The sequence below is a fragment of the Comamonadaceae bacterium OTU4NAUVB1 genome (assembly GCA_024372625.1).
GTDB lineage: Bacteria > Pseudomonadota > Gammaproteobacteria > Burkholderiales > Burkholderiaceae_C > Variovorax.
The window spans coordinates 1,747,676-1,759,894 of the sequence record CP099605.1 but is presented as its reverse complement, the minus strand read 5'-3'; the positions used below and the strand labels follow the sequence as shown (position 1 = coordinate 1,759,894).

The following is a 12,219-nucleotide window of genomic DNA, read 5'->3' as shown; positions in this document are numbered from 1 at the left end:
CTCGCCTTCATGCGTCCTCGGGCGTGTTTTCCATGAGTCGGCCGTATTGGGTCATGGATTCCGGTTCCACGCCGAGCCACGTTGCAACCTGCTCGAACGCCGTGCCTCGACGCAACTGCCTCAATGCGAACGTGTGACGCAATCGGAACGAGCCGCCTTCGATGCTGTCGATGCCAGCTTCTTCCAGTACCTTGTTCGCACACATGTAATGCGAGTCGCGGCTCCACTGTTTGCCCGTGCGCGTGGATGGGAAGAGGAAGTCACCGGCGATTGCCGCGTCCTGTCTGACCTTCATCCAGTGGTGAAGCAGTTCGCCGGCCCACGGTGCGATGGGCGTCTCCCTCGCCGGCCAGTTTCCGTGGCTGGGAACGGCGATCTTCCATGGGCGGTCCCTGACACGGCCTCCTTGAGAGACTGGTGACCGGAGCGTCAATGCCCGGACATCGGCTGGTGTCAGCCCACCGCCCAGTTGCAGTCCGACGGCGGTGCGATTGCGAATCTGCTGCCAAGGCATGTTGATTGGGTTGTCCCGGGCCGATCCCTGCAGGCCGGGCCGAGGTCGTGCTGCAGAGAGGAAAGTGATCAGATAGCGCGTTTCTCGGATGGAGAGGAAATCGGGCAGGGGATCTGATTGCGAGGATTCGGCATAGCGGATCTCGGGTTGCGCGGCGATCCATTCCGCAGCGGCTTCATTGGGAGCAAGACCCGTCTGGGCAGCTTGATGCTTCAGGACACGATCCACCAGACGCAGCAGCCGGAGCGCATGACGTGGCGACAGTGACAAGTCTGAACTCTTCATGCCGAACCGAGCGGTCTGAAACGCCTGCAGATCGCCGGTCGTGATGCTTGACAGCGTGACAGGAGGCGTCTGTGCCAGTGCCCAGCCCGTGAATCCACCCCACATGTCGCGATAGACCTGGATCGATGAAGGTTGTCTTAAGGTGCCCAAGGCGACCTGATCCGCCAACCAGTCTTCAAACGGTTGTTTCAGGCCTTCAAAAGGCGATTCGCTTTCAAACGGCAATGATGATTGCATAACTCTGCTAACGGTATACGTGAAGGAAAAGTCTTATTGGAAGATGTTCAAAAGAGAAGAAACGTTAGCAGATTAACCGAAATGCGGTTTTCTAGGATCGATGAGTGGGGTGGAGCAGGGCGATGTTTCGCCGAAGCGAGAAGACTTCATGTGTGCCGTATGGGATCACTGTTCAAGTCGAATCGTGGCTAGAAAGCCGCTCAATCTCTGTCGAAGATCCTTCAATCGGCTCCCGACGCGGCTGTTTGGACACCTTGGCGTATGCCCAAATGGGTCTTGTCGCTGACGCAGCCGCAATGGACCGTGCGTCGTAGAACCTGATGGTCCCGACGACGGTCGAATTCCATGGGCCCCGAGCACGGCTCGGGATGGAAAAACGTTCTGCTCAACGCAGGCAAGCCGATCAGATCGTCAGTGTCTTCACGGGCGATCGAGAGTGAATGCGGTTGCGGCGACCAAGCTCAAGGCTGTCGACGGCCGTCTGCCTGGGCGTACTGATCGCTTGAAACTCTGATTATCACTAAATACAATGTATATTATGTTAAATGACAGATGCAAGGATTATTTTTCAAGTGTCCAGCGGGCCCCTTTCTCTGGCCACCGTTGCCTGCAGCGGAAATGCTGTTTCAGTTGCTGACCATGGCACGGAAGCTGATCGTTGGCGCGCTCAGATCCATCAGGGGCGCGCCCAGGCTGATCTGCCCGCTGCCATGCAACACGCACTCGTCGCGACGCAATGCGATCTCGGTACTGGCACCGGCCCCGGCGTTATTGAACTGAACCCACGTGCCGTACGTGCTGACATCCACCAGCACGCAACTTCCCTTCCTCGACTCGATGCGTGCATGCAACCTCGATACGCGCGGATCGTTGACGACAAACTCCGCGTCGTCGACACGGCCCAGATAGATCGGCAAGTCCGTGACGCTGAAAACCTGTCTCACATCCATCCACACCAACTCGATCTTGCCGAAGGACAGGTCCGAGGTTCGACTCATCTGTGCCAGTGATGCCGGCATGGTCAGGGATTCCATCGACTCTTCCTGCCAGTCGATGCGATGAACGACCGGCATTTCGCTTCGGCCGCGGATGTTGATCGGACCCAGACTGCGATGACGAACCTCGTTGACGACGAGTTGATCGATCACGGACTGGGTCGCCCAGATCTGTCTCGGTCCGGCCAGGTCGCTGAGTCTGGAGGCCAAGTTGACGGCATCGCCGTAACAGTCGCCGTCGACTTCGATGACATCGCCACTGGCGAGTCCGATCTGCAGGTCCATGCGCAGCGTCTCTGGCCACGACTGCAATCGTTTCTGATGGTTGCGCTGCATTTCGAGTGCCGCACGCGTGGCCTGGCTGCCAGAACCGAAGATGGCCAGCACGCCATCGCCCAGCATTTTCACGACACGACCCTGGTTGGCTTCGCACACGGCGGCGATCCACTGCGTGAGACGGGTGACCGTCTCGGCGGCCCGCACGTTCCCCATGGATTCGAAAACGCCGGTGCTTCCCGTGAGATCCGCAAAAACTACCGTCGAATGAGTGCGCATGGCGTGGAATTCTTGATTGCAAGCGTCTGCTGATTATGGCAAAGCTCTTTTTAGTGAAGGCGATGCCTGCAACCTGCCTCTGCGATGAGACGCATAGAGCAGGAAATCGGCCAGCCCATCGATTTTCCCGCTGGACTGTGAGATATGCGATCGCGTCCGAGCCGTTGTTTGGCGAAGATCACTTGCCATCACCACCACGCGCCGGCCGCAACGCCTGCAATGCGCCTGCACAGCCCGATACCCATGTCCAGCTCCAGCTTGTTTCGGCTCATCGCACTACCGGCATTCCTAAAACGCCGCAGCCACGATCGCCACTTCCAGCGTGCCAGGTCGATGATGCTCATGCTGCTGGAATCCCGTGAGGGTGAACGGGTGAGCCGGACCCGGCAACGGGTATGGTTTGCGCAAGACATGGAATCGCTCTGGTACCTTCGGCAAGACGTGGTCCTGGCGCTTGGCGAATTCGAGGGCGACGAGATGGCACGCCAGATGACGACGACCATCGATCGTGCGTTTCGGGGCTGTTTGCCGTCCGCCATGGCCCCTCGGCCCCACCGGCGGTCTTGTCTCGAACATTCCTAGCGCCTCAATTCTCGTGTGAAGCGTGTTCATGTGAATCGCCATGGCTGTGACCACCAGTGGACAGATGTCCCCACATCATGATGATTTCCCTGCCCTCCCCGTCCATGTCGACGTTCGCACCGACGGGAAGCAGCACCTTGGTCGGCACGTGCCCGAATGGAAGCCCGGTGATCACCGGTACGCGAAGCTGGGACTGAAGGCGGTCCGAGACACCGCGCAGTCCGAAGCCGCGGTCGTTCGGCGTTTTTCTGAAGGCGGTGAAGTGCCCGAGCAGCACGGCCTGCTGTTTGGCCAAGATGCCGGCGTGCCGCAGCTGTTCCAGCATCCGCTCGATGCGATAGGGATGCTCTCCCACATCCTCCAGGAACAACACGCCTTGATCGACATCCGGGAAATAAGGGCTCCCGATCAAGCTGGTGAGCACGGTCAGGTTGCCTCCCCACAACTTGGCGTGCCGGATGTGTTCCAGCGCAGGGGCAATGCCGGCGCGTGCTGGCAATCGCCATCCGGTGCCCTCCCCTCGCCCCGTCATGAAATCATCGAAACAGGCTTCCATGATGTCGTCCGGCCCTTCGGCCGACCCGAAGTCTTCTCCGACGGACGGCCCCGCCCAGCTGACGGCGCCGGTTCGTGCCAGCAAGGCATTCTGGAACGCTGTGAAGTCGCTGAAGCCCACGAAAGCGGTCCCGCGGTCGATGGCGGCGGCGATGTCCCGGTAGGGAATGTCATCGAGGATGCGTGTCAGTCCGTAGCCCCCTCGCGTGGTCATTGCGACATCGGCGCCACTGGCAGCCGCACGCGCGATGGCGGCCAGACGCGTGGCGTCATCGCCCGCGAAACGCTGATGCACCGCGAGTGCCGCTTCGTCGACCTCGACCTCGTGACCCAACGCCTGCAGGCGCTTGACGCCACGCCGGAATGCAACCTTGTCCCGCACGGCGCTGGACGGGGAAAAGATGTAGATATGTTTGCTCACGGCCGGAAGTATCCCATCGGCGACTCCGTTCAACTTCGAAGGGCCTGACCAAACTCCGTCGCCTGCGCCAGGGTCGGACCCGAAGATTCGGTGTCCCCCCGCCCCAGCGCGATCAACGCCGCTTCATGACCGCGATCGGGAAACGGGGCGCGCCAAGCTGCCGAGACATCGCCTGCGTGGTCATCTGGAACCACCGCAGGTGATGCCGTCGCAAACCTGTGCGGCGCTCTATCGAGCAGCAGTTCGACAAGCGGCATTGCGCTCGCGGCATGCACGATTCGCACGGGTTGCGACTGACAGGCGTCCAGCCATTCCAGAACCGTTTCGCAGTGCCAGCCCCAACTGTGAACCGACGCTCGCTTCGGCTTGTCACTTTTTCCAAAACCGACCAGATCAGGCGCCAGCCAACGGATGTCAGGAACCGCCATCAGATGTCTGAACAGGTAGCTCCATTGCCCCGGTCCATGAAGGCAGATCACCGTGTTTTTGAAAACGCTACAGCCGTTAGCAGAACTATCAAGCCAGTGCATTCGCCAGCCGTTTTGCACATAACCGAACTTGGACCACGAGGCGGCACATGCCCAATCGGTCAGACCGGCGAAGCACTGCGACGGCGTGCGCAAGCCGTCATGACGCAACGGTCTCGCGCGACGACGCGATTCATCGCGTCTTGCCTGAAAGAAGGATTGGAGCAGTTCGGCACTGCGCTCCTCCAGGACGCCGCCCTGGACGCGGGTGTGGTGGTTCAGGCGAGGCAGCGCGAAAAGGTCCAGCACGGACCCTGCCGCGCCGGTTTTCGGGTCGCGTGCACCGTACACGACCCGGGCAATCCGCGCGTGGAGAATGGCGCCGGCGCACATGGCGCAGGGCTCGAGCGTGACGAAAAGCTCGCACCCGTCGAGCCGGTAGTTCCCGAGCAACGCGGCACCGGCACGCAGCGCATGGATCTCGGCATGCGCGCACGGGTCGGACGACGTCACCGGACAGTTGCGTCCGGTGGCGACGATCGCACCATCCTTGACCAGGATCGCCCCGACCGGCACCTCACCGGCCTCCCCTGCCAGCCGTGCCTCCTCGAGGGCAAAACTCATCCAGTGGGCATCGGTCGTCATTGCGCGTCGGGATCGGAACGTGGGGCTCGCATCGCAGCGTCCAATGCCTGCTGCAAGTCCTGTCGCGCCTGCCCGCCAAGGGCCGTCCCGCCGACAGCTTCGTCCGACGACGCACGAGGCCTTGCCGCTGAGCCTTCGAGCGCTGTCTGCCGCTGTGTCAATGTCACTACGAGAATCGCCAATGCCAAGACCATGCCGATGAGTCCGAATCCACGCATGCGAGGCACTCCTTATGTTGTTCGGGGCAGATTGTCTTTCACCCTCTGCGTCGCGCGTCCTGGCATCCAACAGCGAGAATCGTCGTCTCATCATGCAGGACTCACTTTTTCCCGACGAGACCGATCGTGTCGAAGCGATTCAAAGCCATGTGAAGCCCGGCAGGAGCACAGCGCCAAGCCGTGTCGGCGTCGAGCCACAGGTCGCGGATGCACAGGTGACCGACCTGGCGAAGGCATTGCCGGAGGCGGTCCGACTCGGCACGTCGTCCTGGGGCTTTCCAGGTTGGGCAGGCGTGGTATGGGCTGACGAGTACAAGGCCAGTCAACTCGCCCGCGAAGGTCTGCCCGCCTATGCGCGGCATCCCTTGCTGCGTACCGTCAGCCTCGACCGGTCGTTCTACAAGCCATTGAGCAGCAGCGAATATGCGACGTTGGCAGCGCAGGTTCCGGACGACTTCCGCTTCGTCGTGAAAGCGCCGAACCTCCTGTCCGATGCCATGCTGCGTGGCAACCAGGGTCGAGGCATGCAGCGCAATGAGGCGTTCCTGGATCCGGAAATCGCCGTTCGCGAATTCGTTCGTCCCGCCATGGAGGGCCTTGGCTCCAAGGTCGGTGCACTGGTATTTCAATTGAGCCCGTTGCCCGCCTCGATGCTCGCCAGACTTCCGCTGGTGCTCGCGGATCTGTCCCGAATGCTGGAGGCCCTCCCCTCCATCCGTTGCGTCGCACCGGACGGCGTGGTGGCTGTCGAAGTCCGTAATCCGGAACTCGTTTCACCGGCGCTGGCAGTGGTGCTGCGTGAGGCGGGTGCGACCTACTGCCTCGGCCTGCACGCGAAGATGCCCCCCATCGAAGCCCAACTTCCGATGCTGCGGGCGCTCTGGCCCGGCCCAATGGTCGCGCGCTGGAATCTGCATCGACGCCATGGCGCCTATGGCTACGAAGTCGCCAAGGATCTGTACGAGCCATTCGATCGCTTGGTGGATCCGGACCCGGAGACCCGCGATCACCTCTCGCGCGTCATCCGCGGAACGGCTGCGGCAGGTCATCCGGTGTATGTGACGATCAACAACAAAGCCGAAGGCTCCGCACCTTTGAGCGTCCTGGCACTGGCCGAAGCGGTGCGCAAGGGCCTCTGAACCAGGCGATGTTCACCGACTGGGAGCAGATCCTGCCCCATCGGATGCCGTGCGCTCATCCGCCAGACCGGTCCAGAACGCTGCCTTCAACGGTCGTTCGGCGCCTCCGCCGGGTCGGACGCGTGAACCCGGACGATCCGCAACACATCGGGACGCGCCATCACCACGCAGGCTTTTCCCGTGCGCCTGCAATGGTCCTGCACCCGCCAGTAGGCGTCATGACTGAGACATCCCGTCTGGCAGATCACCAGATCGGCGGTAACCAGACTGGCTTCGAACGCCTCGACATCGTCGACCGTGCATTCGGCGGTCCCGAGCGGCTCCGCCGAGACTGTGGTGCCAGCGACGATGACGCCGTCCTCGGTATTCGACGACGCGATAGGCAGATCCTGATCACGACGCCACTGCCAATGCAACCGCTCCCGCATCAGCTCCTGGATGCGCTCGACGAGCCAATCGATCCGGCGAAGCAGCACCACTCGGCTCCTTGGCGATGGGATCTCAGCTTCCAGCGTCGGTCGCGCTTCACGCGCCCATGAAAGCGCCGTCTCACGCACCACCAGCGCCCCGCGCAACCGAATCGCCTGCGCCTGTAGAACGCTGATTTCAGCGGCTTGTCGCTCGATCAACTCGCTGCATCGCAACTGTGTCCGACCGTAGTGGCGCACCAAGACGCGATGCTCGTCCATGACCGAGCTGGATGGGTTGGAGGCGATGTCCATGCTTTCCCGAGCCTGTCTGTACGACGTGGTTAACAGAATTGAGAACCATTCTCATCACGCAAACGGAAAAACGCAAGTACCGAGTGCTCGACCGAGAGACCGGCCATCCTCGCCAAGGATGCCAGGGCCCGTCTGTTCAGTGGTCAGTGGTCAGTGGTCAATGGCGAGTGGTCGGATCGACCGCTCGCTACCGCGAGGCCGTGGCGTCATTCCCACTCGATGGTCGCCGGCGGCTTGGAACTCACGTCGTAGGTGACGCGATTGATGCCACGCACTTCGTTGATGATCCGTCCCGATACCTTCTTCAGGAGTGCGTAGGGCAATTCGGCCCAGTCGGCGGTCATGAAATCACTGGTCTGCACCGCACGCAACGCGACGACATAGTCGTAGGTGCGGCCATCACCCATCACCCCGACGCTCTTGACGGGCAGAAAGACGGTGAATGCCTGACTGGTAAGGTCGTACCAGCTCTTGCCGGTCGCCGGATCCTGGAAATTGCGCAACTCCTCGATGAAGATGTGATCGGCCCGTCGCAGCAGATCGGCGTATTCCTTCTTCACTTCCCCCAGGATCCGAACGCCCAGCCCCGGACCGGGAAACGGATGGCGATACACCATCTCGGGCGGGAGACCGAGCGCGACGCCCAACTCCCGCACCTCGTCCTTGAACAGATCGCGCAACGGCTCCAGCAGCTTCAGGCCGAGCTGCGCGGGCAGACCGCCCACGTTGTGGTGGCTCTTGATCGTGACGGCCTTCTTGCTCTTCGCACCGCCGGACTCGATGACGTCCGGATAGATCGTGCCCTGCGCCAGCCATTTCGCGCCCTTGGCACCGGCGCTCAGGAGCTTGGCGGCCTCCTGCTTGAACACGGTGACGAACTCGCCACCGATGATCTTGCGCTTGGCTTCGGGATCGCTCACGCCGGCGAGCTTGCCGAGGAACAAGTCGCTCGCGTCGACGCGGATCACCTTGGCATGCAGTTTGCCGACGAACATGTCCATCACCACGTCACCTTCGTTGAGACGCAGCAACCCGTGATCGACGAACACGCAGGTGAGCTGATCGCCGATGGCGCGATGGATCAAGGCGGCCGCGACCGATGAATCGACACCACCCGAAAGCCCCAGGATCACCTCCTCGTCCCCGACCTGTTCGCGAATCAGCGCCACGGCCTCGGCGATGTGGTCGCGCATCACCCAGTCGGGACGGGCCTGGCAGATCCCGAGGACGAAGCGCTCCAGGATCGCCTGTCCCTGCTTGGTGTGCGTGACTTCGGGGTGGAACTGCACGGCGTAGAAGCGGCGCACGTCATCGGCCATGCCGGCGATCGGACAGCTCTCGGTCGAGGCCATCAGACGGAAGCCAGGCGGCAGTTCGGTGACCTTGTCGCCATGGCTCATCCAGACGTCCAGCATGCCCGAGCCTTCGTCGGTCGTGAAGTCGGCGATCCCGTCGAGCAGTGCCGTGTGACCACGCGCGCTCACCGAAGCGAAGCCGAACTCGCGCTGGTGACCGCTCTCGACCTTGCCGCCGAGCTGGTGCGCCATGGTCTGCATGCCATAGCAGATGCCGAGCACCGGCACGCCGAGCTCGAACACCGATTGGGGCGCCTTGTCCGTCGATTCCTCGTAGACGCTGGCATGGCTGCCCGACAGGATCACGCCCTTGACCGAGCCGTCCTTGGCGTATTCGCGGATCCACTCGTCGGTGACGTCGCACGGATGGACCTCGCTCAGCACATGGGCTTCGCGCACGCGTCGTGCGATCAACTGGGTGACTTGCGAGCCGAAGTCGAGGATGAGGATTTTTTGATGCATCGATGGTGATCGCCGAGGCACGCCGTGACTCGTCGCGGCGTGCGATGTGGGGATGGAGTGAACCTGTTCAGGAAGCCCGGTAGTTGGGGGCTTCCTTCGTGATCTGCACGTCGTGCACGTGACTCTCTCGGATGCCAGCCGACGTGATCTCGACGAACTCGGCGCGCTCCTTCATCTCGTCGATGGTGGCGCAGCCGCAGTAGCCCATGCTGGCGCGAACACCACCGGCCATCTGATAAATGATGGAGACGATCGAGCCCTTGTACGGAACACGTCCTTCGATGCCTTCAGGCACCAGCTTGTCCGTGTTGGGGTTGCCGGTGCTCGATTCCTGAAAATAGCGATCTGCGCTGCCCTGCTGCATGGCACCGATGGAGCCCATGCCACGGTAGCTCTTGTAGCTGCGGCCCTGATACAGAACGATCTCGCCGGGAGCCTCTTCGGTGCCGGCGAACATGCTGCCCATCATCACCGTGCTCGCACCGGCGGCCAAGGCCTTGGCGATGTCACCCGAGTAGCGCACCCCACCGTCGGAGATCAGGGGCACGCCTGTGCCTTGCAGCGCGGTCGCCACGCTGTCGACCGCCATGATCTGCGGCACGCCCACGCCGGCGACGATGCGGGTCGTGCAGATCGATCCCGGACCGATGCCCACCTTCACCGCATCTGCGCCCGCATCGGCCAGGGCTCGCGCAGCGTCGCCCGTGGCGATGTTGCCGCCGACCACGTCGATCTGCGGATAGTTCTGCTTGACCCAGCGCACGCGCTCGATCACGCCCTTGCTGTGCCCATGGGCGGTGTCGACCACGATGGCGTCGACCCCGGCGCGCACCAGCGCCTCGACGCGCTCTTCCGTGCCCTCGCCCACGCCGACCGCCGCACCCACGCGCAGGCGACCGTTGGCGTCCCGTGCGGCATTGGGGAACGTGGTCTGCTTGGTGATGTCCTTGACGGTGATGAGGCCCTTGAGCTCCCAATCGTCGTTGATCACCAGAAGGCGCTCGAGCTTGTACTTGTTCAGCAGCGCCTTCGCATCGGCGAGCGTGGTGCCGTCGGGCACCGTGATGAGCCGGTCGCGGGGCGTCATGATCTCGCTGACCGGCACGTCGTGGCGGTTCTCGAAGCGCAGATCGCGCCCGGTCACGATGCCCACCACCTTGCCAGCATCGACCACCGGAAAGCCGGAAATCCCCAGTTGCTCGGAAAGCGCCATGACCTGCCGCACCGAATGAGCCGGGGTGATGACCACCGGGTCGCGCAGGACGCCGGATTCATAGCGTTTGACGCGCGCTACCTCCGCCGCCTGTTGCTGTGCCGTGAGGTTCTTGTGCACGATCCCGATGCCGCCTTCCTGCGCGATCGCGATCGCGAGGCGGGCTTCGGTCACGGTGTCCATGGCCGCCGAGATCAGTGGCAGATTCAACGAGATGTTGCGGGAGAACCGGGTGGCGAGGGAGGTGTCCTTGGGCAGGACCTGAGAGAACGCTGGCACCAGCAACACATCGTCGAAGGTGAGCGCTTTGCCTAGAAGGCGCATGGGTGAGGCTCCAAAAGAAGGATTGTAACGAGCGCGGCGCACGCATTCGCACGCGCGCCGCGCCCGCAGGGCGACTGCGCCAGGCCTCGGCGACGACGCCCCGTTTCGTTTCCATGCGGGCGAGGCGGGGCTAAACTGCCACCGATGAAAAATTCGCGTCGTCTCGTGCTGGCCTGCCTGGGCATGCTGTCGATGGCCGCCACGGCGCAATGGCAGTGGATCGACAGCAATGGCAAGAAGGTGTTCAGCGACCAGGCGCCACCCATCAGCGTGCCGGAGAAGAACATCGTGCGTCGTCCTGGGAATTCCGCTTCGATCACGACACCGGCCTCACCTCCGGTGCCGGCCACGCCCGCATCGGCGGCGCAGTCGCGCGCGAGTGCCCCGGCCGGGTTGACCCGGCCTTCGGGTGTCGACCGGGAACTCGAGGAGAAGACGCGCCGCGCCGAAGATGCAGAGAAGGCCCGCCAGATGGCCGAGGCCGAACGCATCGCCAGGACCAGGGCCGACAACTGCGCACGGGCCCGTCAGGGCAGAGCCACCTTCGACAGCGGCATCCGCATCGCCCGCATCAACGCCAATGGCGAACGCGAAATCATGGACGACGGCGCCCGGGAAGCCGAAAACCGACGTCTCCAGTCGATCATCGACGGCGAATGCAGCTGAGCATCCGCGCCCAGGAACCGCGTCGCCCCCCACGCCGCGATCGCCGGACTCAGTAGCCGGCCTTCCCGCCTTCTCGACGGCGTGCGAACAATCCGGTGGTGCGGGCGCCCTGGCGCTGAAAGCGCTCGCGCCGGGCCACTTTGGGGTCGACCGTCAACGGCCGACACAACTCCAGGCGATCGCCGTCGGCCAGCACACGACGCCATTCGCACACCTTGCCCCAGACACCCGGTGTCATGGCACGCCAGTCGAGGTCCGGAAAACGATCGGTCAGCGCGCTGGCGGCCACCGCGTCCGCGATCGTCGTTCCCGGCGCGATGTCGAAGATCTGCTCGAACACCTCCCGAGGCGCGGGCGAACACACGAGCGTGATGACGATGGTCGTCAAGTCGTGGCGCCGTAGACCTGTTCAGCTCGCTTGACGAAGGCTTCGACCAGACTCGACGCCACCTTGTCGAAGACCGGCCCCACGACGGCCTGGAGCGCGAAGTTGCTGAAGCCATAGCTCAGGTCGAGTTCGACCCGGCAGGCCCGCTCGCCGGCCTCGCCCACGGGTTCGAACTTCCAGATGCCATCGAGGTTGGAGAATGGACCATCGACCAGCTTCAAGCGGACCTCGCGTCCAGGGACGTGCGTGTTGCGGGTCGTGAACTTCTGCCGCATGCCCCCGAAGGACAGGCCGATCTCGGCGGTCATGCCCGCATCGTCCGCGTCGAGCACACGGGTCCTGTCGCACCAGGGAAGGAACTGGGGATAGCTCGCCACGTCAGTGACCAGGGCGTACATCTCTTCGGCGGTGTACCAAATGAGGACTGACTTGTGAACGGTTTTCATAGAATCGGCACGGTGTGTGCGCTTCGATTG

General features: G+C 62.8%; 12 protein-coding genes. 2 read left to right on the top strand and 10 right to left on the bottom strand.

Annotated elements, in window-relative coordinates; translation table 11 throughout:
- Positions 1–7 precede the first annotated feature (7 nt).
- The 5 genes from NF681_11730 to tadA form a co-directional block, all read right to left on the bottom strand.
- A complete protein-coding gene (locus tag NF681_11730) occupies positions 8–1,036 on the bottom strand; it encodes a site-specific integrase (protein ID UST53012.1) in 1,029 nt (342 codons plus the stop codon).
- A gap of 626 nt (positions 1,037–1,662) precedes the next feature.
- Entirely contained in the window at positions 1,663–2,586 is a 924-nt protein-coding gene (locus NF681_11725) for an adenylate/guanylate cyclase domain-containing protein (GenBank protein ID UST53011.1), read from the bottom strand.
- 188 nt (positions 2,587–2,774) lie between these two features.
- Positions 2,775–2,930 carry a hypothetical protein gene (locus tag NF681_11720; GenBank protein UST53010.1) on the bottom strand — a complete coding sequence of 52 codons (156 nt, stop codon included), beginning with the start codon at positions 2,928–2,930 and terminating at the stop codon, positions 2,775–2,777.
- A 242-nt stretch (positions 2,931–3,172) separates the two neighbouring features.
- Entirely contained in the window at positions 3,173–4,144 is a 972-nt protein-coding gene (locus tag NF681_11715) for an LD-carboxypeptidase (GenBank protein UST53009.1), read from the bottom strand.
- Between the two features lie 29 nt (positions 4,145–4,173).
- The gene (tadA, locus tag NF681_11710; protein ID UST53008.1) at positions 4,174–5,256 is read right to left on the bottom strand and encodes a tRNA adenosine(34) deaminase TadA; all 1,083 of its coding nucleotides are present in this window, start codon (positions 5,254–5,256) and stop codon (positions 4,174–4,176) included.
- 310 nt (positions 5,257–5,566) lie between these two features.
- Here tadA and NF681_11705 point away from each other — a divergent pair, with 310 nt between their 5' ends.
- Positions 5,567–6,613, top strand: coding sequence for a DUF72 domain-containing protein (locus NF681_11705; protein ID UST53007.1), 1,047 nt, complete (start codon positions 5,567–5,569; stop codon positions 6,611–6,613).
- An 86-nt stretch (positions 6,614–6,699) separates the two neighbouring features.
- Here the strand turns inward: NF681_11705 and NF681_11700 are convergent, their stop codons facing one another.
- The 3 genes from NF681_11700 to guaB all read right to left on the bottom strand — a co-directional run bounded on the left by NF681_11700 (position 6,700) and on the right by guaB (position 10,689).
- Positions 6,700–7,335 (bottom strand): DUF2325 domain-containing protein, encoded by a 636-nt coding sequence (locus NF681_11700; protein ID UST53006.1) that lies wholly within the window; start codon positions 7,333–7,335, stop codon positions 6,700–6,702.
- 206 nt (positions 7,336–7,541) lie between these two features.
- Positions 7,542–9,152: a glutamine-hydrolyzing GMP synthase gene (gene guaA / locus NF681_11695; protein UST53005.1), complete on the bottom strand. Its 1,611-nt coding sequence runs from the start codon at positions 9,150–9,152 to the stop codon at positions 7,542–7,544.
- A gap of 67 nt (positions 9,153–9,219) precedes the next feature.
- Positions 9,220–10,689, bottom strand: a complete 1,470-nt coding sequence (gene guaB, locus NF681_11690) for an IMP dehydrogenase (GenBank protein ID UST53004.1) — start codon at positions 10,687–10,689, stop codon at positions 9,220–9,222.
- A 144-nt stretch (positions 10,690–10,833) separates the two neighbouring features.
- Here guaB and NF681_11685 point away from each other — a divergent pair, with 144 nt between their 5' ends.
- Positions 10,834–11,355 (top strand): DUF4124 domain-containing protein, encoded by a 522-nt coding sequence (locus NF681_11685; protein UST53003.1) that lies wholly within the window; start codon positions 10,834–10,836, stop codon positions 11,353–11,355.
- 49 nt (positions 11,356–11,404) lie between these two features.
- Here NF681_11685 and NF681_11680 read toward each other — a convergent pair whose 3' ends face one another.
- Complete coding sequence (locus tag NF681_11680) at positions 11,405–11,734, bottom strand: RnfH family protein (protein ID UST55748.1); 330 nt, start codon at positions 11,732–11,734, stop codon at positions 11,405–11,407.
- A gap of 5 nt (positions 11,735–11,739) precedes the next feature.
- Positions 11,740–12,189, bottom strand: coding sequence for a type II toxin-antitoxin system RatA family toxin (locus tag NF681_11675; protein UST53002.1), 450 nt, complete (start codon positions 12,187–12,189; stop codon positions 11,740–11,742).
- Positions 12,190–12,219: the final 30 nt, after the last annotated feature.

What these genes read in the sequence shown, in the direction of transcription:
- NF681_11730 (UST53012.1), bottom strand. Translation starts at nt 1,036, where the DNA reads ATGCAATCATCATTGCCGTTTGAAAGCGAATCGCCTTTTGAAGGCCTG.
- NF681_11685 (UST53003.1), top strand. Translation starts at nt 10,834, where the DNA reads ATGAAAAATTCGCGTCGTCTCGTGCTGGCCTGCCTGGGCATGCTGTCG.
- NF681_11705 (UST53007.1), top strand. Translation starts at nt 5,567, where the DNA reads ATGCAGGACTCACTTTTTCCCGACGAGACCGATCGTGTCGAAGCGATT.
- guaB (UST53004.1), bottom strand. Translation starts at nt 10,689, where the DNA reads ATGCGCCTTCTAGGCAAAGCGCTCACCTTCGACGATGTGTTGCTGGTG.
- NF681_11720 (UST53010.1), bottom strand. Translation starts at nt 2,930, where the DNA reads ATGAGCATCATCGACCTGGCACGCTGGAAGTGGCGATCGTGGCTGCGG.
- NF681_11700 (UST53006.1), bottom strand. Translation starts at nt 7,335, where the DNA reads ATGGACATCGCCTCCAACCCATCCAGCTCGGTCATGGACGAGCATCGC.
- NF681_11675 (UST53002.1), bottom strand. Translation starts at nt 12,189, where the DNA reads ATGAAAACCGTTCACAAGTCAGTCCTCATTTGGTACACCGCCGAAGAG.
- NF681_11725 (UST53011.1), bottom strand. Translation starts at nt 2,586, where the DNA reads ATGCGCACTCATTCGACGGTAGTTTTTGCGGATCTCACGGGAAGCACC.
- tadA (UST53008.1), bottom strand. Translation starts at nt 5,256, where the DNA reads ATGACGACCGATGCCCACTGGATGAGTTTTGCCCTCGAGGAGGCACGG.
- guaA (UST53005.1), bottom strand. Translation starts at nt 9,152, where the DNA reads ATGCATCAAAAAATCCTCATCCTCGACTTCGGCTCGCAAGTCACCCAG.